The organism is Thalassoroseus sp., from assembly GCF_984380535.1.
Genome location: NZ_CFHRBF010000022.1, coordinates 116,935 through 136,773, shown reverse-complemented (window position 1 = coordinate 136,773; position 19,839 = coordinate 116,935). Strand labels below are relative to the sequence as shown.

16 protein-coding genes and 1 tRNA gene are annotated in these 19,839 nt (G+C 56.8%); 15 read left to right on the top strand and 2 right to left on the bottom strand.

Features of this window, described 5'->3' with window-relative positions; translation table 11 throughout:
- Nucleotides 1–2: 2 nt before the first annotated feature.
- Genes AC5DDB_RS26075 through AC5DDB_RS26030 form a run of 10 tightly spaced genes read left to right on the top strand, consistent with a single transcriptional unit; the run spans nt 3 to nt 9,265 of the window.
- Complete coding sequence (locus AC5DDB_RS26075; protein ID WP_491742697.1) at nt 3–3,044, top strand: tape measure protein; 3,042 nt, start codon at nt 3–5, stop codon at nt 3,042–3,044.
- On the top strand, nt 3,041–4,621 hold the full coding sequence (locus tag AC5DDB_RS26070) for a hypothetical protein (RefSeq protein ID WP_491742696.1): 1,581 nt from the start codon (nt 3,041–3,043) through the stop codon (nt 4,619–4,621). Before AC5DDB_RS26075 ends, AC5DDB_RS26070 begins: the two co-directional genes overlap by 4 nt.
- A complete protein-coding gene (locus AC5DDB_RS26065) occupies nt 4,621–6,330 on the top strand; it encodes a phage head spike fiber domain-containing protein (protein ID WP_491742695.1) in 1,710 nt (569 codons plus the stop codon). The genes AC5DDB_RS26070 and AC5DDB_RS26065 overlap by 1 nt, the downstream gene beginning before the upstream one ends.
- A complete protein-coding gene (locus AC5DDB_RS26060; protein WP_491742694.1) occupies nt 6,327–7,097 on the top strand; it encodes a hypothetical protein in 771 nt (256 codons plus the stop codon). Before AC5DDB_RS26065 ends, AC5DDB_RS26060 begins: the two co-directional genes overlap by 4 nt.
- Before the next feature lie 3 nt (nt 7,098–7,100).
- Complete coding sequence (locus AC5DDB_RS26055) at nt 7,101–7,457, top strand: hypothetical protein (RefSeq protein WP_491742693.1); 357 nt, start codon at nt 7,101–7,103, stop codon at nt 7,455–7,457.
- A 59-nt stretch (nt 7,458–7,516) separates the two neighbouring features.
- Entirely contained in the window at nt 7,517–7,972 is a 456-nt protein-coding gene (locus tag AC5DDB_RS26050; protein ID WP_491742692.1) for a hypothetical protein, read from the top strand.
- Nucleotides 7,959–8,189, top strand: a complete 231-nt coding sequence (locus AC5DDB_RS26045) for a hypothetical protein (RefSeq protein WP_491742691.1) — start codon at nt 7,959–7,961, stop codon at nt 8,187–8,189. The genes AC5DDB_RS26050 and AC5DDB_RS26045 overlap by 14 nt, the downstream gene beginning before the upstream one ends.
- Nucleotides 8,190–8,213: 24 nt before the next feature.
- Nucleotides 8,214–8,615 (top strand): M15 family metallopeptidase, encoded by a 402-nt coding sequence (locus tag AC5DDB_RS26040; RefSeq protein WP_491742690.1) that lies wholly within the window; start codon nt 8,214–8,216, stop codon nt 8,613–8,615.
- 4 nt (nt 8,616–8,619) lie between these two features.
- A complete protein-coding gene (locus AC5DDB_RS26035) occupies nt 8,620–8,835 on the top strand; it encodes a hypothetical protein (RefSeq protein ID WP_491742689.1) in 216 nt (71 codons plus the stop codon).
- A complete protein-coding gene (locus AC5DDB_RS26030) occupies nt 8,801–9,265 on the top strand; it encodes a hypothetical protein (protein ID WP_491742688.1) in 465 nt (154 codons plus the stop codon). Before AC5DDB_RS26035 ends, AC5DDB_RS26030 begins: the two co-directional genes overlap by 35 nt.
- Nucleotides 9,266–10,005: 740 nt before the next feature.
- On the opposite strand, the gene AC5DDB_RS26025 is transcribed toward AC5DDB_RS26030, so the two are convergent.
- Nucleotides 10,006–12,855 (bottom strand): HsdM family class I SAM-dependent methyltransferase, encoded by a 2,850-nt coding sequence (locus AC5DDB_RS26025; RefSeq protein ID WP_491742687.1) that lies wholly within the window; start codon nt 12,853–12,855, stop codon nt 10,006–10,008.
- A gap of 385 nt (nt 12,856–13,240) precedes the next feature.
- Between AC5DDB_RS26025 and AC5DDB_RS26020 the strand changes: the two genes are divergently transcribed.
- Entirely contained in the window at nt 13,241–13,528 is a 288-nt protein-coding gene (locus AC5DDB_RS26020; protein ID WP_491742686.1) for a hypothetical protein, read from the top strand.
- A gap of 152 nt (nt 13,529–13,680) precedes the next feature.
- Here the strand turns inward: AC5DDB_RS26020 and AC5DDB_RS26015 are convergent.
- Nucleotides 13,681–13,754: transfer RNA gene (locus tag AC5DDB_RS26015), tRNA-Arg, on the bottom strand.
- Between the two features lie 297 nt (nt 13,755–14,051).
- On the opposite strand from AC5DDB_RS26015, the gene AC5DDB_RS26010 reads away from it, so the two are divergent.
- The 4 genes from AC5DDB_RS26010 to AC5DDB_RS25995 all read left to right on the top strand — a co-directional run bounded on the left by AC5DDB_RS26010 (nt 14,052) and on the right by AC5DDB_RS25995 (nt 19,810).
- A complete protein-coding gene (locus tag AC5DDB_RS26010; protein ID WP_491742685.1) occupies nt 14,052–15,197 on the top strand; it encodes a phosphonoacetaldehyde reductase in 1,146 nt (381 codons plus the stop codon).
- 163 nt (nt 15,198–15,360) lie between these two features.
- Nucleotides 15,361–16,896 (top strand): sulfatase family protein, encoded by a 1,536-nt coding sequence (locus AC5DDB_RS26005; protein ID WP_491742684.1) that lies wholly within the window; start codon nt 15,361–15,363, stop codon nt 16,894–16,896.
- A gap of 187 nt (nt 16,897–17,083) precedes the next feature.
- Nucleotides 17,084–18,538: a hypothetical protein gene (locus tag AC5DDB_RS26000; RefSeq protein ID WP_491742683.1), complete on the top strand. Its 1,455-nt coding sequence runs from the start codon at nt 17,084–17,086 to the stop codon at nt 18,536–18,538.
- Between the two features lie 99 nt (nt 18,539–18,637).
- Entirely contained in the window at nt 18,638–19,810 is a 1,173-nt protein-coding gene (locus AC5DDB_RS25995) for a metallophosphoesterase (protein ID WP_491742682.1), read from the top strand.
- Nucleotides 19,811–19,839 lie beyond the last annotated feature (29 nt).

Genomic DNA, 19,839 nt, shown 5'->3' with positions numbered 1-19,839 from the left:
GTATGTCGCAGAAAAACCTGATCGTTCGCTTCAGCACCCGCGACTCGGAAGTCGTGCGGCGCGCCCTGACCAATCTCGGTGACGAGGGGCAGAAGGCGCTAAGCCGCATTGAACGGGCCAGCAAGGGACCGACTGCCAGCATGCGGGCGATGGATGCCGGCTCACGGCAGCTGCAGGCGAGCTTTCGCAGCCTGGCGATCCAGATGGCGGCCGCGTTCAGCGTGCGCGAGATCATTCGCATGTCCGACACGTACAGCCTGCTGCAAGGCAAGCTGAAGCTGGTCACGAATTCGTCGGAAGAGCTGGCGCTGGTACAGCAGCGCTTGTTTAAGCTGGCGCAGGAAAACCGCACCAGCTACGAAGCGACGGTGACGCTTTACCAGAGGCTGGCGCAGTCGGCCGGCAACCTCGGCACCAGCCAGCAGCAGCTGCTTGACCTGACAAACACGGTGAGCAAGGCGCTGCGCGTCGGCGGAGCGACGGCGCAGGAAGCTTCGGCCGGTGTGATCCAGCTGAGCCAGGCGCTGGCGTCGGGCACTCTGCGCGGCGACGAATTCCGCTCGGTCCTGGAAAACATGCCGCGCGTGGCCATGGCATTGGAACAGGCGCTCGGGGTTACCCGCGGAGAGTTGATCGAGATGGCCAAGCAGGGCCAGCTGACCTCGAAACAGGTGGCCGACGCCCTGCTCGATCAAAGCGAAGTCATCGAAACGGAATACGGTAAGCTCCCGAAAACAGTGGGTGAATCCTTCACTCAGCTGGGCAACTCACTTACGCAGTTTACGGGCCAGAACGGGGCCGCCCGTGCCGCCGTGCAGGGACTGGCCGATTCGCTGAGCTGGTTGTCGCAGATGATCGACGAGCTGAACGAGCGGGCCAACAAGGTTTATGACTTCACCCACACGGATGTGGTCTCCGGCCTGCTGAGCGATGCCCGCCGTGACCTCGCCGTGGCGCAGAGCCTTGGGCATACGGAAATTGCCCAGAACAAGCTGATAGAGATCCAGTACCTGGAAAATCGCCTGAAGCAGGTGCAGGAGCAGGATGCGGCCCGCAAGCAGCGGCAGCTCGACAGCCTGAACGTCGTCCCGCCAAGCACCCCCACCCCCTCATCGACCGAAATGAAAGCGGCGGAGAAAATCGCCGACCGCCGTGCCAAGCTGCTACGCGAGATCAACGATCTGGAGCGGGAGAATGCCGCGTTTGCCAAGGGTGGTGCGGATGAAGCGGAGATCCGGCGGAAGCTGAATGACTTTATTGCCAAAACCAAGGGCCTGCGCAAAGACGAGATCGAGCTGCTGAGCAAGCAGTACGAACAGCAGCTGCGCATCGGCCAGGAGCAGGAAGAGCAGGCCAAGGCGCTGAAGAAAGCCCAGGAAGAGCAGAAACGCGCGATCGAAAAAGCCCAGCGCGAATATCAACGAATTTACGAACATACAGCCGAGCGCATTCAGGATGCGTTTGCCGATTCCTTCACCGATATTTTTGAAAACGGCGTGACCTCCTTTTCCGACCTGGCGAAGCAGGTGAAGTCGATCATGCTGCGGATGGCGGCGGAAGTCGCTGCGGCGATGATCTTCAAACCGGTGGTTGGCAGCGTATTCGGTTCGGTCATGCCGGGCTTTTCCGGCTCGGCAGGGGGCGCCGGTGGCAGTGTGGCAGGCGGCAGCCTTGGCGGTACCGGCAGCATGGTCGGCGGACTGGGTTCAGCGTATCAATTCCTCACCGGCGGGGCGCATCTGGGTGGTACATTCGTCAATGCCGGGCAGATGCTTGGGCTGGGCGGTATCGACAATGCGGCGAAGCTGTATTCGATCGGCAGTAATTTCACGCCGGCGGCCGGCCTGGCCGGCTTCGGCGGCAGCATGCTGGCCAACGCCCTGTTCGGCAATCGCGGCATGGGCGCTACAGTCGGCGGCACTTTGGGCGGTTTTGCCGGTACGGCGATGGGTGGGCAGATCGCAAGCCTGCTTGGCATCAGTGCCGGGCTGGGCGGCCCGCTCGGAGCTTTTGTGGGCACGGTCGCTGGCAATCTGATCGGTGGCATGTTCGGCGGCAAAAAGCACCCCGGTGCCTCGTTCCAGACCGACCTGACAGCCGCAGGCGGCTTTACCGACCCGATTCTTCTTTCCAAGCACATGACCACGGAAGGGCCGGAGGCGGCACTCAACCAGATGTCGGCTTTTCTGGCGGGGTTACAGCAGATCTATGGCACGGGAAGCCTGCAGGCCGGGCAGATTCAGGGGATCTTCGGCTCTGACGGCATGGGCCGCCTGGCCTATGACTACGCCAATGACAATATCGGCCCGGCGAATTTCGGGTTTGATGCCGGCAGCGATTCGTCATTCCTGGAAGCGATGCGGCGGATGGCGCTCTATATGGCGCAGACGGCCGATGTGGTCAATGACGAGCTGGTCACGGCGCTGAGCAACATGACGACGGAAGGCCGCACGGCCGCCGACGCGTTGGCCGACCTCACCGCCAAAATGGGCTATGCGCAGGGGCTTTCGACGCTGGCCGATTCGCTGAAGCTGAACCCGGCGACCAGTAATCTGTCGCCGGAAGCGTTCTACCAGGAAATGCGATCGGCCTTGACTTCCACGCTGAGCCGTGCCGATGCCGGCGAGGCGACGCTGGATGAGATATCGGCGGCGGTGGCGAGCTTTTTGGGCGCCAGCCAGGCGTATGCGGGCCGGGCGTCCGGGCTGTATGCGGATGATCTGAGCATGACGCAATCACGCCTGCAGCAGCTGGCCGATGCGGCCCCGCGATTTGCCCGGGGCGGCGATTTTTCGCGTGGGATGTTCGTGACCCACCCCGGTGAGATCGTGATGACATCGCAAACGCCGGGGCGGGTGCTCAATGCCCGCGAGACGCAGCAATTGCTGGGTGGCAGCGGCCTGAGCGGCGAACTGGTCAGCCTGCTGAAAGGGCTGATTGCCCAGGTGGGCAACCAGACGATGGTGCTGCAGAAAGAGCTGGCGAAAAGCCGTGAAGACAATGCCGGGCTGCAAAAGCAGCTGGCGCGGGTGACGGCGGCATGAGCCGGCAAGTCTACGCCATCGAGGTGAAAGCCTACGACCCGGACGCGGCGGCCGAAATCACCCTGACTTACGCCGAAGACGGCTTTGCCACTAAAAGCGGCGATACGCCGGCCAACCGGCATTTTGCGCCGCGAATTATGGAAGCGGGCAATTTCAGCCAGTTCCTGGTCGACGCGCTGGTGACCAGCGGCCGCAGCCGCGCCGGTTATGGCGAGATTGTGCTGGCCAATCTCGACGGTGAACTCGATGCGCTGGCCGGTTACGGCTTCGACGGCCGCGAACTGGTGGTGCGCTATGGCCGCATTGGCGATGCGTATCCTGCCGCCTGGGATACGGTGATGACCGGCACGATCAGCCAGATTGAAGCGACGCTGGCGGAGGTGCGGCTGCTGATCCGCGACCGCCAGGCGGAGGTACGCGACCTGCCGTACCAGCCGACGAAGTATGCCGGCAGCAACTCCCTGCCCAACGGCGTGGAGGGCGTGGAAGACGATTTGCAAGGCAAGCCGAAGCCACGGCTGCGCGGCCAGGTGAATAACATCAGCCCGCCGGCGGTGAATACCTCGAAATTCACTTACCAGGTGAGCGACAAGGTGATCAGCTCGCTGGATGCGGTGTATGTGGGCGGGCTGGCGGTCCCTTCCGGTTCGGGACATGCGTCGCTGGCAGCGCTACAGGCGGCCGCGGTAACGGCCGGCACGTATGACTGGTATCTGGGCGGCGGTGGCGACGGGGCGTTTTTCCGGCTCGGCACGGCACCGGATAACGTGGTGACGTGCGACGCCACCGAAGGTGCTTCTGCCAGCAACCGCACGGCGGCGCAGATCGCCAAGCAGATTCTGCTTGATGTGGGGATTGACGCCGGCGATATCGACAGTGCTTCGGTGACAGCGCTGGATACCGCCAATAACGCGGTGATCGGCGTGTGGACCGGCAGCGAGGAACAGTCCGCCGGCTCGCTGCTCGATGCGGTGCTGGGATCGGTCGGCGGTTACTGGAATATCGATGCAACGGGGAATTTCTATTTCGGGCGGCTGGAAGATCCGGCCAGCGGCACGGCGGTGCAGACGATCAAAAGCTACCAGCTGATCAGCAGCAGCGGGCAGGCGGTCGAGCGGCTGCGCGGGCGCGGCGAGAATGACGGGCTGCCGGCCTGGCGGGTGGTGCTGAACTACCGCAAGAACTACACGGTGCAGCGCGGCGGCGACGTGGTGGCGGCAGTGGCGCAGGCACGGCGGGCCTTGCTGGCCGAGGAATGGCGTAACGTCACCTATGACGACGCCAGCGTGAAAACGACACACCTGCTGGCCAGTGAGCGACAGGTGTATTCGCTAATTGTGGACGTGTCGGATGCATCCGACGAAGCCGAGCGGCAGCAGGTGCTGCACGGGGTGAAACGGGAGTTCTTACGCATCCAAGTACCGACGTCGCAGCTTTCGGCGCTTGCGCGTAAGCCTGGAAGCATAGTAGAACTGGAGATGCCACGCTTCGACTGGAGCAGCGGCAAAAAATATGTGGTCACTGGCGTGACGGACGTGCGTTCGGCCCGCCTGGTAACGCTGGAGCTGTGGGGCTGATGGGAAATATTCTGTTTGCGCATCCGAACTTCGCCGACGTCGATTTTTACACGCCGGTGATTTCCGGCGGCAGTTGGGAATCGTCGCTGCCGCTGGCCAATGTGCAGACGGATGTGCTGTCGGACGTAGCACGGACGACCGATGCCGACAAGGAAAACACGCAGCTGCATGCCGACCTGGCGGTGGTCCGCGACGTGCGGGCGGTAGTGGTGCCGAAGCACAATCTTTCCCGCTCGGCGCAGGCACGGGTGCGGGCCAGTTCACAGATCGCGTTTAGCGGCGTGCGGCTGGCAGCTTCGGCAACCGCCGGGGCCACCTCGCTGACGGTGGAATGCCCGGCTGGCTCGGCAATGATCCGCGCCGGCGACAGCTTCCGCCTGGCGGGTGACGACACGCTTTACAAGGCAACGTCTGGTGTGGCTTTAGGAGCCAATCGGGCGCGCCGCAGCGAAGCCTGGGTTACCGGCTCTGGGTCGGGCTATTACGGAGTTGGCAATCTGACCATTGCCGAGAATGCGGTTACGGCCCCTGACGACACGACCACCGGCATGACCCTGGCACCGGATGCCGGGACTGGTCAGCACGCAGTCACGGGAAATCCTGACACCGCTTTCGATGCCGTGCAAAATGTGTGCAGCAGCTGGTTTGTCAAAGCCGGTGAGCTTGACCAAGTGCAGCTGCGCCACGGCAACAACGCCTACGGCTACGAAGTGACTGCGACATTCGACATCAGCCAGCAAGCGGTGACCGCAACCACCGTGAGCGATCCCAGCGTACAGCTGGTAAGCGTCGGTATCGAACCTGCCGGCAATTCCTGGTACCGCATTCATCTGACCACCACGGGAGTTGCCGTGGGGAGCGGCAACAATTACAGCCAGCTGCGTGTGCTCGACAGCAGCGGCAACGTCAATTACGCGGGCAGCAGCGCGCTTGGGGTGATTTATGGCTGGGGGTTTCAGATTGAGGCGGCTACCAAGCCAAGTACATATAAGGCCTCGGGCGCGACCTCGGCTTATGCCACAAGCAGCGGCAGCATCGGCATTACGCCGGCGCTGGCGGCCAACGCGGCCGATGAAACGGCGCTGACGGCGCTGTGCGGCGAGTATGTCAGCACGGCCCCGCTGGCCGATTCCGACTGGCTGGAACTATTCCCGGTGGTCTATCCGTATGGTGCGCTACCGTGGGGCCACCCCAGCGCGTGGGACGGCCGGGTGTCGGAAGAAGAGCGGCAGGAATATCCGTCGCCGTTGCTCTACGTGCTCGACCAGGCGGTGTCGGCACGTTACTGGAAAATCGAAATCGACGATGAAAGCAATGCGGACGGGTATGTTGAACTTTCGCGCCTGTTCATCGCGCGCGGCTACCAGCCGACGCGCAACTTCGGCTATGGCGCCAAGCTGGGCACGATGAGCACCACCAGTCGGCAGGAAGCTCCCGGCGGCACGCGCTACCACGACCGCGAAGCGTCGCGGCGGACGATCAGCGGCAGCATCCAGTATGTGCCCGAGGATGAGGCCATGGTCAATATCTACGACATGGTACGCCGCCTGGGCAATGACCGGCAGGTGTTCGTGTCGCTCGACCCGGATGACGCAACGCATCTGCGCCGGCATTCCTTCCTGGTGACGATCGAGGGCCGGCAGGAGCTGGAATATGCCGCGCACGGACGCAACAGCTACGCATTCCAATTGGAAGAGGTAATCGGATGACCGAATTCACATTTAACGGTAAGACCTACAACACGGAAGATTATGTCGGCAATAGCGGCTTTGGCTATAACGACCCGATCCAGGCTGGTACCGGCGACACTCTGCCACGGCATATCGCGGCGATGGCCGACCTGTTGGCCGATGCGTCGCGGGCACGGCAGACGACCAGCCCTACCAGCAAGAATGCCGGACTGACCGGCAGCCAGAGCTGGGTGCTGGCGGAAGACATTCCGTTCGCCATTGGTGCGTTCGTGACAGTGGCACGGGCATCGGCCCCGACGACAACGCATTATGTGATCCAGGTGACGGGCTATGACAGCAACACCAAGACGCTGACCGGCACGGTGATCCGGGCCGAAGGCAGCGGCGGGCCGTACACCGACTGGGTGGTTTCGGTAGCGGGTGCGCCGGGCAAAACATCGGTAAAGGTGACGCAGGCGACACGCGACGTTTCGCTGGCCAGCGGAATGGCGGCGGTGACCGGCATCGGCTTTCAGCCGCGTGCAGCGGCGTTTGTGGTGGCGGAAAATAACGGCGAATTCTCCATCGGCTTTTCCGACGGGACGGATAATCGCTGCGTCTACCGCCGGGAGAATGACGGCAAATTTCAGGTACTGGGTTCGGCCTGCCTTGTGTTTGCACCGAGCAATACTGATTACAACCTGTTTTCGGTGGCAAGCTGGGACGCCGACGGGCTGACGCTGAACATTACCAAGGCCGGGTCACCGACCGGCACCGCGAGCATCATCATGTTATGTCTGAGGTAGAGTATGCAGATTGCGATTGAAAAGAAGACCGGCCGTATCATCCTGGCGCAGCAGGGGGCCAGGGAGGGTACGTGCCTGCGCAATGCGGTGGCTGCCGGGCTGAAGGAAAGCGAGGTGGAAGAGCGCGAAGTCAGCGAGGCGGAGTATGCCCGCATGATGGCCGAGCAGCCGCTGAGCGCCGGTGAAAAAACGGCTGCGACGGTGCGGCAGATCGAGCAGCTGGAGGCCCGCCAGGGTCGGGCGCTGCGTGAGGCGGCGCTGGGCGGTGATACGACCCGCCTGCAGCAGATCGAAGATGACATCGCAGCGTTGCGTAAAAAGCTGCCCAAGGCGATGCGTAACAAGCAGCCGAAGGGCTAGAAACCGATTGCGCGCGTGGGCCTGTCGTGTTACGCTTCCAGCCCAGGGAGGGCCTGGACATGACCGCGCAGATTTTAGCATTCGAGCCGAAGACGCAAGCCCCTCCTGTTCCCGACGAATTTTCCTTTACCACGGATTCCGAAGGCGGCTGGCACGCCAGCGGCCGGCAGCTGAAAGTCAGCGTGATGCCCGGTGCCGGGCGACGCGACGGCCGGCTGAATTTCCGCAAGGTTTCCTACACCAACCAGGTGACCGGTAAACGCTGCGTGCGCACCGTGGTGGTGGCCGAGCTGGGCGGCGTGAAAGCCGAGATCAGCCCGCATGTGGTGGAGTGCTGGCGCGGTAATGACTTCGTGACGCTGCGGCACGGACATGTGCGGCATATGCGCGGCAGGCTGACGGTGTATCAGAAAAACGGTACGACCTGCATCGATGCCGGCGACGTGAAACTCTACATGCATGCCGGTCACGTCGTGCTAACCCGGAAGGAGATTCCCCACGATGCGGGAGCTTGAGGAAGTGCTGGCACGGCTTGCGGTGGTGGAGGCTTTTATGGAAGCGGAACAGGCACGCAACGAAAAAGTCGATCGGCTGATCGACCTGCTGCAGAAGGTGGAAAACGCCATGGAGATCTTCATCGTCATCGGCAACGCCTTCAAATGGACGATTGGCTTAGGCGCCGCTTTCGTCGCAGCGTATTACGGCATTCGGAGTATGTTCAAATGGCAGTAGAATCACCTTTACGGAGTACCAGAAATGCCTAGCCGCAAAATCAATGATTTACACCCACAACTGCAACCGCTTTGCCGTGAGTTTTTGCAACGGGCCGAAGCCGCCGGCGTGGATGTGCTTATCACCTGCACTTATCGAAGCAATGAAGAGCAGGAAGCCCTTTACTCTCAGGGGAGAACAAAGCCAGGCAACATTGTGACTCGGGCACGTGCGGGCCAGTCTGCACATAACTTCAAGATTGGTCCGGCTCCGGCAGCGAAAGCGTTTGACGTGGTGCCTCTCGACGAATTTGGCCATTGCATCTGGGACGCTTCGCACCCGGACTGGCAGACCTTGGGCCGCATCGGTACGGAGATCGGCCTGAACTGGTATGGAGCGCCCGGCTCGAAGTTTCGCGAGTACCCGCATTTCCAGTTGAAAGAGTGATGCTATGACGCGCAAAGCTCGTCTTAGTATCGCCTTTTGCGTTGTCTGCTCGGCGCTGCCTGTTGCTGTGTGGACCAAGGCGGACGGCTTTGCGCTTACGGTGCTGCTTTCCGGCGTGCTAATTCTCGCAATCGGCGAGACGCGCTTGATAAAACGCCTTCTCAACAAACTACTCGATAGTCGCCATGCCTGCCGCATTGATCGCCGTTCTGACCAATAGATGCACCTGGGCGGCTTTGGTCACGGCGATTGCCACCTGGGGGCTGACCAGCTGGTGGCAGGGGCTGGAAACGGCCGTGCTGAAGGCGAAACACCGCAGTGATATGCAAACGGCGATCGACAAGCAGGTGGAGGCCTGTAATATCGCCTTAGACAAACAACAGGAGATTGCCGATGATCTACACGCGCGCCTGGCTGGCGTTGAGCGTCGCAGTGCTGACCTCATGCAGCGATACGGAAACCGCACCGTCACCGTCCATACGGCTACCTGCGGAGATTTATCGGCCGCTACCGCAGCCGGAACCGTTGGACCGGCTGGACAGCTATCTGAATCCATCGAAATCGGTGCCGGCCGATTAGCCGACGACTACACGCAGTGGCAGCGCGAGCGCGAGATGCTACGGACGTTCCAGAAAGCGTGCGGACGGTAAGCACCTCGATCCGGGGTTGGACTAAAACTCGCTACTGCATACTGACCCAAAGGTGGATTAATTTCACTGGCCCTATTCCAGGTCGTCCCACTCTATCGTGATTTGACTCCCGCCGAGTCCGCCCCAGTACCAAACTATTCCCTGACTTGCTGAGTAGGTCGTTTGCGGACCAGCTACACGTCGTGTCTTCACATGACGTGGCGAGTTCACTAATCCAAGTATTAAGCGAGCCTTCCCAGTACGCCTCGTTCTTCTGTTGGATATAGCCGATCATTACTGCGATCGAGTGGTCAGCTCCATGCAGGCAAAGCTTGAATCTTTGGATGCCTCCAGACTGCTCAGTGATGCCTGTAATATATTCCCGCTTGCGTGCCGCAGTCGGAGTAGGCAGCCTTTTTCCTTCCATTACAAGAAACGGCTCGTAAATCGTGCCTGAATATTGAACGGCCGCTAGTGCTCCGCTTGAAGGAAGCACCGACATGTCCACACGACGTCTGGCCCCTTGCTTTTCTTCATGGTGGAAAAAAGCCATAGGAAAGTGATCTCTAGCTCGATCATTCAGAAATTTGCATAATTGTCCATTCAGCTCTTCCTCTGCTGTAGCGTTTGGACGATTTGGATCGTCTCTCCACAATGGTAATTGAGCTTCTACGAACTCGATTGTCCGCCATGCGAATGCGTTTGCGTCAATCCCCTTCGAAATCACTCCACCTACGGGCGCGGTCCCCAGATAATGCATTTCAATAGCCCTGACTTCGCAAATCCCCAATCGTCTCGTCAGCGTCACGGATTGCGGTAGAGCGAATCCAAAATCGCAACCGATCCGGTTTCACAATCAACAAGCAATTTTCGCCGTAGAAGCGAAGCATACGCACTGTTCGTAGGGATTCGTGGTGACGCTGATAAATGAGGTTTCGAAGGCTCACCTCATTAAGTTCATCTTGCCACGCAATGCCCGAGGTTTCTCCAAAGAAAAATGGCTGGCAAACGAGTCCGTCAAACCAGATCGGTTCGCCTGATTGGATGTTGCTGTACACACTTCCAAGCATCCGTTCAAGCATCTGCGTGTATAGTCGCAGCGTCTCTGCTGTGGCCGCGTCTCGCAATAGTTCCGACTTCTGCCCCAACCGCACAAAATCACACATGAAGTCCAATACATCGTCCTGCAAAGCCTCTTCCCAGAAAGATAGGTCAAGGTCTGAGGGATCATCCGGAAACGGCAACGCATCAATATCTTGTTTTAATATAGCGGTCGCTTTTGCAACGAATGCCTTCGAACCATGCAGAACGCATGCCAGCCGATACGTCCTGTGACGCGAAGTGATTTGTTCGGCCAATGATCGTAAGACCTTCTCCTCGGATTGCCCAACACCGATCCCAACAATTGTGCTCGTGAAAGCGAGGTTCGGCCCGTCCCAGTACATCAGCGGCAGCGTTTCATGCTTCTTGATAAGTAACAGTGGTGAGTTATAAAGCGACTGCGCTCTTGAAGCTTCAAAATGCGTCTCGGTTACGTCCCCAATTTCATCACCATCAACGCCTTGGGCGGTCAGTGCTTTAGCAGGTAGGTAGTGCATGCCGGTGAGGAAAGGAGCAGTCCTAGCCCGGTTGCCAATAATAAATCCTTCTCCATAGCTAAGCCCTTTGCTCTCAATGAAGCTTTCTAATGTAGGTAGTGCTTGCAGCCTATCCGATATCGAAGAAAGGCGCCCGCCGCCCAGTAAGTTAACACGCCAAACGAAAGGGTTTTTGATTGCGGCCGCCTGCGATACGACGTGACGGTCATAGTGATCTATTTCAAACGTTATGCGTTGCCGAGTTCCAAATGTTCTTCGGAAGGTTAAATGCACAATTCGATGATCGTCAGCTGGCGATTCGTTCGACAAAACTACTGCCGCTGCTTTGGGGTCGGCAGGCTCAAAAAGATTTCGGATGGATGTAAAATCCAACACAACTTCAATAGTTGAGCGACGGAACAGTCTTACTCTGAAATCGGTAGCTTTGCGGTTGTAGAGGTATCCGGAAGGCTGAATTAGGCACAGTCGCCCTTCAGGGCTCAGTTTTTCCGCGGCTTGCTCCAAGAATAAATATGCCGCTTGCTGATCCGGCAGGTCCCTTTCCCTGGAAAGGGCGTCATTTACTTCCTTCCCTGGGCTTGTTAAGTCGGATTCAAACGGGGGGTTTCCCAAAATGATATCAAACGATTTTTCGAACAATAAAGAGCTATCGTTACGAGCCTTAATTAATTCAGAGAAGAAATCTCCTTCGAAAAGATTTTTTCCTCCCAACAGATCAAATCGAAGATCACGCCAAATCACCTCAGGTTTTAATGCGTCACACATCGCCAGGGCCAGGCTGAATCCCGCCAAATCAATCGCCCCTGGGTCAAGTTCAACGCCAAAAATGCCGTTGCGAACGATAGCTTTTAATGTGTCGACATCCGGTTGTGCCCATTCATTTTTTGATCGCCAAACAGTGACTAATCTTCGTAGTGCGCCAACGAGAAAAACACCGGATCCGCAGGCCGGATCAAGCACTCGCTCATTTCCTCTCAATTTCGCATATGGCATCGCAAAATCGAGTATCAGAGAAGCCAAGAACGGCGGAGTATAGACAGTTCCCCGCCCGCTCTTTACAAAACGCTGGTATAAATGGCTTACGATCTCAACAGGAATGTGCTCAAAGGAAAACTGCTCCCACAAATATCGTTGCTGGTTGATTGTCCTGGCTTCTACCAGTTTGGCAAACCTAACCAGCACCTTCCTGGACATCGCCGCTTGCGCTTTCTCCGAAAGCACGAACAGATCTCCATTGAATCGCTTCTCTAAATTCTTAAGCAGGCGGATAACTTGATCAGGCTGGCCATCGCGAAGGGTGGTAAAGAAAGATCGAGCACCGGGACAAAATCGGCCGAACCACGAGGGTTTAAAGACATGTCGATCTTCAAGATACTTGATTAACACCGTTAGCAGCAGCAGCCGACGTAGTAGAGGATTGCTTTCGCCTTTGAGTGCTTCATCCGTCTCAACCACTGCCTGAATCAGGGCTTCGTGCGCCCGCGCGCTACTTTTTGCGAGGCTCGCGTTACGAGGATCGTCCCAAAAAGTTCCATCTGCAAGTCGCCAGGCCGAGAATCGGTCTTTTAGCGATTTCAACGACTCATTGATCGCCTCAGACTGATCGAGTGCAAACTTAATTTCTTGAGCGGGGTTATATTCGTCTCCACCGTTGCGCCAAAAATCGGGACCACGAGCACAGCTTAGGATATCCACCTTCATTGGCCATGCCACATATATCAGTGGAACGCCGCCATGCAGCCAAACCTTCTTGTGCAAGAGAGCCAGCTTTCGCTCATCCAGCGTTTCACGTTCGTTGTCGATGACATAGGCAACGATTTGGGACGATCGCTCATCTTCAAAGCGGCGAAAGAAAATGTAGTCAATTCCGCCGATTGCCCTGGCTTCCCGAACCGCTACAGCTTCATCTAACCTCTGCGCGGCCTTCAGGCCATCTGCCACCGCGACCAATCCTGTAATCAGGCTGCCGTCATTCTTGGCAAAATCGAGTTCACGCAGACTGGAAACCAACATTTGACGATTCAGAAGAAAGCAGTGGGGGAGGCAATTGAAAATGGGACGTGATTTTTATGATATCCGAACGTAATGACCAATCAGGTGCGTGAGGTAACCCAGCAACCCATTTCCTGAGATTGGGGCGGGTTCTTCCGATTGGGCCAAGTATGAAGCCATACCAACACCGCCTCAGTGTCTGTTTGACCAAGAGTCCGATGAAAGACGCCATTGTACTGGTAGACGCATCTCGTAGAAACGCTACGGGGTGATCTCTTGCAAGAAACGAACCGTGCCGCCTAAAAAGCTCGTCCGCTTGCACCGTGCAATCTGGTCGCAACCGCAGGGCAAAATTCTCCGCTTCCCCACCTGGACACTTGGAAAATCGCACTGCCGGATTCACAGAATGCGGGTTGGAGGCGATGTGCCTCCACTATTCCGTGGCGGTGGCAATGGCGACGATGGCAGCCCGCAGGTGGGCGGGCAGCGCATCCCAGGCGGTGATCACGGTTTGCAGGTCGGCGTCAGGCGGTGCGGGTGGTTGCAGGCCAGTGACGGGCTGTTGCAGCGCCAGTGCAGCGCCGCAGGCGGGGCATGTGACGCAAGTGGCTGCTGTATAATCGTTTGCGGCGATGTCGTCGCCGGGTTCGATTCCCGCCGCCTCCACTCCAAAGCCGTCTTACGAGCATCGTAAGGCGGCTTTTTACTTAGAGGGTTGGGGAGATGTCGGTAGGATGTTTTGGAGGCAATGCTCTTATTGATTGCGCTACGACTTTGTTTTTCGTGCGTCTTTGGGCACATCGGGTCGGTAGCGTTTTGCTTGTCTTTTCGAAGTGAGCGAAAAGATACCCCGTGAGGGATTCGAACCCCCAACCTGCGGTGTAGAAAACCGCTGCACTATCCAATTGTGCTAACGGGGCGATTGCGGAGGTTATTTCCGACTTCCGAGACTGCTGCGTGGAATTCGTCACAACATTGATGTGTGAACAGGAGATTCTTCGCAGCTTCTCCGAAATATACCGAATATGTGACGGTCCTTCTAGCGTACGAGAGTCCTCGTTTCCTTGTTTGCGAGGCGACGAAGAACCGTGGTTCGCAAGACCATTCATCAATTCTTCCAATTCCTTCACTCGTGATTGATTCCCCTGAGTTGTTATGCTTTGTCGTAATCTGCTCATCTGGGAGTTGGCATCTTTTGAATGGTTGGCGTGGAATTCATGGACTTAGCTAAAAATCGGCCGATTGTGCTCTTGCGTGGAGGGGCCTTGGCAGACATCGGCTCTTTGCTTGCTGGGTTGCCGGTGGAACGTGTGTTTTTCGTGGTGGACGAGGTCGCCTTTCGAAGTTCTCAGGCTCAATCTGTGCTGGATCCTTGGCTCCGAACGGTGCAAGTCTCTGAATTCAGCGAATTCGAACCCAATCCCAAGTTGGAAGATGTACAGGCCGGGGTGGATCGGTTCCGCAAGGCAAATGCGGACTTGATCATGGCTTTGGGGGGCGGAACTGCGATTGATTTGGCGAAGTTGATCGTGACGTTCGCCGGATCTTCGGAAGATCCGCGAGAGTTGGCGACGGGCACTGTCCCGATTTCGGGCAGGAAGACGCCGCTGTTGGTCATTCCTACAACCGCGGGGACGGGAAGCGAAGCGACACATTTTGCAGTGGTCTATGTGGACGGGCAAAAATTCTCAGTCGCGGATTCTTGTCTGTTGCCGGACTATGTGGTGATCGATCCACTCTTGACGAGCAAATTGCCGGCCAAGTTGACCGCGTCCACGGGACTCGACGCGTTCTGTCAGGCGATCGAATCGATTTGGTCGGTTGGTGCGACCCAGGAATCACTCGAATACGCGACCACTGCGGTTCAATTGTGTCGGGAGCACTTACTGCCTGCGATTCACAATCCGAGCCCCGATGCGCGGTTGGGGATGTGTCGGGCGTCGCACTTGGCAGGCAAGGCGATCAACATTAGTAAGACGACGTTGCCACATGCGATGTCGTATGCACTCACGTCGAAGTATCGAATTGCACATGGTGAAGCCGTCGCAATGACACTTCCGGCTGCTTTCATGTTCAATGCGGGAATTACTGAAGCAAACTGCAACGAACCACGTGGCGTGGAGCACGTCACCCGGCGGTTGGACAGCATTCGGCAACTCTTCGATGCAAGTAGTATGGAAGAGACTTGTGCTGCGATTCGGGAGTTCATTGTTGCCACAGGCAACGTGGCTTCTGTGAAAGACGCCGGAATTGTTGAGGCGTCGGAGCTCGAATGGCTGGCCAAGCAGGTCAATTCTGTGCGGTTGGCTAACAACCCCCGTGCCGCCACACACGCCGATTTCGTGCAGTTGCTGCGACAATAGTTCGGGCGAAAGTCAGGAGTGAACTGCCGTCCCGAACAGTGCCAATATCGATGGTTGAACACGCGGAAATTGTCGCGTTAGAATACGCTGTTGTCTCACTTACGGTTCTTCATCGGCCTCTTTCTCCCCTCAGGTCGACTGCCCTTCGCGACGAATTCACTCTATGAAACCGATCTTCGTTCTGACAGTTCTGTGGTTTGCAGGAGCTCTGCTTGCAGCCGAGTCGTCGCGACCAAATGTCATTGTGATTTACACCGACGATCAAGGATACGGCGATGCCAGTTGTCTCAATCCTGATTCGAAGTTTGAGACGCCGAACTTGGATCGCTTAGCTCGGGAAGGGATCACATTTACCGATGGTCATTGTTCCGACACCGTTTGTACGCCTTCGCGATACGGTTTGTTGACCGGGCGTTATAGTTGGCGGACGGAATTGAAACGGGGTGTCTTTCAAGCGGAGCGGAAGTGCCTCATTGCCGACGGACGAATGACGCTGGCTTCGTTGTTTCGCGATCAGGGCTATCAGACTGCGATGGTGGGGAAGTGGCATCTCGGCATGGATTTTCCCGGAGATCGCACGTCGCGTGATTGGACGCAACCCGTGCAGGACATGCCCTTGGACAAGGGGTTCGACTATTATTTCGGCATTCCTGCTTCCATGAACTACGGTGTTTTAGCTTGGTTTGAAGGACGATTTGCAAAGGTTCCACCAGTTCAATACACGCAGAAGAAACCGAATCGGATTGCGATCTCCGACTACCGAATCATGCCGCCTTATGAGGAGACAGCGCGGGTACAACCGGCCGATCGTGAGGGAAAATTCCTCGGCAAACTCGAGGTCGCTGCAGACTTTGTCGATGTCGAGTGCTTGGATCGCTTTACAACCAAAGCCATTGAATGGATGCAAAAACGCGATCAGGACAAGCCGTTCTTTCTGTATCTGCCGTACACATCACCCCACAAACCGGTAATTCCCATGCCACGTTTTCGTGGACAGGGCGAGGCGGGTGCGTATGGAGAGTTCATGATTGAAACGGATTGGCACGTGGGGCGTATTTTGGAGTTTCTCGATCGCGAACAACTCGCTGAGAATACGCTGATTGTATTCACGTCCGACAATGGACCCGAGAATACGTGGACACAACGAGCGAAGAAGTTTCACCATCAAAGCAATGGACCCTTCCGCGAAGGAAAACGGTCAATTTACGAAGGCGGGCACCGAGTTCCATTTTTGGTGCGGTGGCCGAATGGGACGAAACAACCCGGGCGGACATCGGATGAACCGGTCTGCCAGACCGACCTGTTGGCGACGTTCGCGGACATGCTCGGCGTCGAATTGCCATCGACAGCCGGGGAAGACAGTCAGAGTTTCTATTCCGTCTTCGCGAAAGCTCAAAATGGAAAGCGTGTGCCGATGGTACATCATAGTAGCGGAGGTGGCTTTGCGATTCGCGACGGAAAGTGGAAACTCGTGATGGGCACGAATCGGCGGAATCAACGAGAACTTTACGATTTGTCGACCGACAAAGGCGAGTCTCGTAACGTGATTGCAGCCCACCCGGAAATCGCGAAACGTCTGGCGGCGGAATTGACCGCGATTGTTGTGAATGGACGGAGCACGTCCGGTGAGCGCGTCCCGAATGACACCGGCTATTGGGATGACTTGTACTGGATGAGCGAAACCGAATACCGACAATAGTCCATTCCCGTTGGTGCTCGAGTATTCCCCAAATGGAATTTTGGGAGGTTTGCGAGAACTGTTCCGGTTCGAACAGTTTTTCGGATGATGTCGTTCGTACCAAGCATAGGAAACAAGTCGGTTTTCTGGGGGCTGTTTGATCGATACAGAGCGTGGAACTGCACAGGCCATCTGTACGAGGAACACTATGAGAACCACTTTTCTCGTTTCCATCCTTTCAATCGGTTGGTCTACGTACGCATACGCACAGCCAGGACATTCGATCGAGTTGGTTCAGGCGGAAACGGAGAGCGAAACTGAGGATTCGCCGCTCGTACCACCGCCGGACACACCATCGACGTTCGACTCATCATTCCCACAAATGGCGAGTCAGACCGATCGCTTCGGGAGAGGCTTCGAGCGATTGCAGGCTTCACGTCGCGGCGTAACTGGTCGTTCGCTCTCGCGTATGCCCAATATGTTCGGCGACTTTTTTACGCCTGGCGGTACAGCGTGTTTTTCGGCCAACATTCCGGTGATAACGGGTTCGGAAATCGTTCCGGTGACATCCACGCAAACTGTGACGGTGTTCGACACGTTCACGTTCGACGATCCCTCCCAAGGATCGATAACAATCACCCAGCCTCGCGAAGTTCAAGTCGATGTTGTCACGGACGTCGAGGTTCCAACCGTTCAAAACTTCAAGTTTAACGGTGAGGCTCAACTTCCATTAGCTGGCGGCGTGCGGCGGCAAAAGGTTAGCGAGAACAACAGCCCCATCCCGCAAGATCGTTTCATCTTCAGCTACAACCATTTCGAGAATGCGTTGACGGCCGACACGTTTGACTTCGTCGAGACCGAGAATGTCGTAACGTTACGAACGAACCGCGTAAACCGCTCGATTGATCGGTTCGCCTTCGGAGTCGAGAAGACGCTGTTCAATGGGTGGAGTTCCATACAAGTCGTGCAGTCGGTCAACGCCAATCAGTGGCAAATCGATTCAGACTTGATCGGCGCCAACGCCGGCGGTCTGGGAAACTTGGCGTTTCTTTTCAAGCAGACCTTGGTTCTGGCGGAAGATGGCTTGATTTCCGGTGGACTTGGTTTTGATTTGCCGATCGGTGCCGATGGGGAAGGCCGAGTTGACGTTCTGCGTTATGAACTCAAGAACGACAATGTACATGTCTTTCCTTATTTGGCCATGGCACTGACGCCATTTGATAACTGGTTCTTCCAAAGCTTCTTGCAGTTCGATATCCCGACACGCGGAAATACTGTTGTTGTCGAAGATTTTTCCACTCGCCAGACGGTGGGGCGGTTGAACGAATCTCCGATTCTATTCGTTGATGTCAGCGGGGGATATTGGTTGTTCCAGAATCCCGATTCTCGATACGTCATTGGAGCTGCCTTAATTGGAGAGCTCCACTACGGTGTGCCATTGGGGGATGCGGACTCAGTCGGTTACACCTCGACCGATGGGACAGTGAGCTTTGATTTCATCAACTCTGCGGGTGGGTCCGACGCGTTAAATCTGACCTTGGGTTTGCACACGGTTCTTGTGAATGGCGCGACCGTTCGCGTCGGTGGCGTCATCCCGATCGAGAAACAGGACAACGTCGATTTCGATTCGGAAATTCAATGCCAAGTCTCGATTCCGTTCTAATGCAGTGCCGCATCTTCTAATCTGCCTGAGACCACTGCAAACGAAACCGGCCCCAATCATCCCACCATGCATTTCGATCTCAACTCAGTATCTTCATTCATGAGCATCACAAGTTTGTGCATGGTGGTTCTGCTAGCGATCGGCCACGCGGAAGTTCAAGCCGCGGTCATCAATCGGATTCATGGTTTCGCTCTGCCCGATTGGTTGCTAAAAGCCACACGTCATTTCCATGACTTCGCGGTGTTGCTGTTCCCTGTCGTTCTTTTCGTGGCTGTCGGTTTAGGACCGGAGTGGTTGCGTGACGAGCGTTGGTCTGACGCGACGCTGGGCTGGAAGATTGTCGGCGTGGTCTGCGGATTGGGCCTGTTGAGTTTGCTCGTGTCGATCGTTCGTTGGCAGACGAGAAGGCCGGCTGTGACTGAGATTGCCTCGACCAGCCATGTCGTTGACTATCGAAAGCAACTAGGGTCGCGAAGTCTCGGAAGTGGCCCGCATCGGTGGGTCACAGGCATCCCATTCAATGAAGCCCGCGAGGTGGAATTTCAGCAACTTCACTTTCAATGCGAGCGATTACCCGACGCATGGGACGGGATGTCCATTCTGCATCTCAGTGACTTTCACTTGATCGGCACACTGAGCTTGGAATTTTTTCGGAACGTCTGTGCTGAGGTAAACCGCGAGCAGTACGATCTCGTCGTTTTTACGGGAGATCTGTTCGACGACGACACGCTCACATCGTGGTTGCCAGAAACTCTTGGCACGTTCCAAGCGAAGCTCGGTCGGTACTTCATTCTTGGGAACCACGACGAACGGCGGAACTCGTCCGAGATTCGGGATGCGATCACACAGCTAGGCTGGTGTGATGTGTCCGGAACAGTACGAGTTGTGAACTATTTAGAGTGTCAGCTAGAAATTGCTGGTACTGAAAGGCCATGGATGGGTGAGCACCCATCGTTAAGTCGGACATCACCCTCCGCGTTCCGAATCCTATTGAGCCACACTCCGGATAATTACCGGTGGGCACAGCGACATCATGTCGACGTCATGCTGTCCGGGCACAATCACGGCGGGCAAGTCATCTTACCTGTGATTGGACCTGTGTACGCACCGAGTCTATACGGAGTTCGGTATTCCGCAGGGAGTTGGTATCAAGCCCCAACTTTGCTCCACGTTTCACGCGGTTTGTCGGGCGAGATTCCTCTTCGATGGAATTGTCGTCCAACGATTACAAAGCTGGTCTTGCATTCAGCCGCAAAGAACAAAGCGTGTTGAATTCAGTCGAGTCGTCCTGAGTTCGACAC

Coding starts and splice junctions, on each gene's coding strand:
- AC5DDB_RS26075 (WP_491742697.1), top strand. CDS start 3: ATGTCGCAGAAAAACCTGATCGTTCGCTTCAGCACCCGCGACTCGGAA.
- AC5DDB_RS26040 (WP_491742690.1), top strand. CDS start 8,214: ATGCCTAGCCGCAAAATCAATGATTTACACCCACAACTGCAACCGCTT.
- AC5DDB_RS26045 (WP_491742691.1), top strand. CDS start 7,959: ATGCGGGAGCTTGAGGAAGTGCTGGCACGGCTTGCGGTGGTGGAGGCT.
- AC5DDB_RS26050 (WP_491742692.1), top strand. CDS start 7,517: ATGACCGCGCAGATTTTAGCATTCGAGCCGAAGACGCAAGCCCCTCCT.
- AC5DDB_RS26070 (WP_491742696.1), top strand. CDS start 3,041: ATGAGCCGGCAAGTCTACGCCATCGAGGTGAAAGCCTACGACCCGGAC.
- AC5DDB_RS26065 (WP_491742695.1), top strand. CDS start 4,621: ATGGGAAATATTCTGTTTGCGCATCCGAACTTCGCCGACGTCGATTTT.
- AC5DDB_RS26025 (WP_491742687.1), bottom strand. CDS start 12,855: ATGTTGGTTTCCAGTCTGCGTGAACTCGATTTTGCCAAGAATGACGGC.
- AC5DDB_RS26020 (WP_491742686.1), top strand. CDS start 13,241: ATGCGGGTTGGAGGCGATGTGCCTCCACTATTCCGTGGCGGTGGCAAT.
- AC5DDB_RS26055 (WP_491742693.1), top strand. CDS start 7,101: ATGCAGATTGCGATTGAAAAGAAGACCGGCCGTATCATCCTGGCGCAG.
- AC5DDB_RS26000 (WP_491742683.1), top strand. CDS start 17,084: ATGAGAACCACTTTTCTCGTTTCCATCCTTTCAATCGGTTGGTCTACG.
- AC5DDB_RS26030 (WP_491742688.1), top strand. CDS start 8,801: ATGCCTGCCGCATTGATCGCCGTTCTGACCAATAGATGCACCTGGGCG.
- AC5DDB_RS25995 (WP_491742682.1), top strand. CDS start 18,638: ATGAGCATCACAAGTTTGTGCATGGTGGTTCTGCTAGCGATCGGCCAC.
- AC5DDB_RS26060 (WP_491742694.1), top strand. CDS start 6,327: ATGACCGAATTCACATTTAACGGTAAGACCTACAACACGGAAGATTAT.
- AC5DDB_RS26005 (WP_491742684.1), top strand. CDS start 15,361: ATGAAACCGATCTTCGTTCTGACAGTTCTGTGGTTTGCAGGAGCTCTG.
- AC5DDB_RS26010 (WP_491742685.1), top strand. CDS start 14,052: ATGGACTTAGCTAAAAATCGGCCGATTGTGCTCTTGCGTGGAGGGGCC.
- AC5DDB_RS26035 (WP_491742689.1), top strand. CDS start 8,620: ATGACGCGCAAAGCTCGTCTTAGTATCGCCTTTTGCGTTGTCTGCTCG.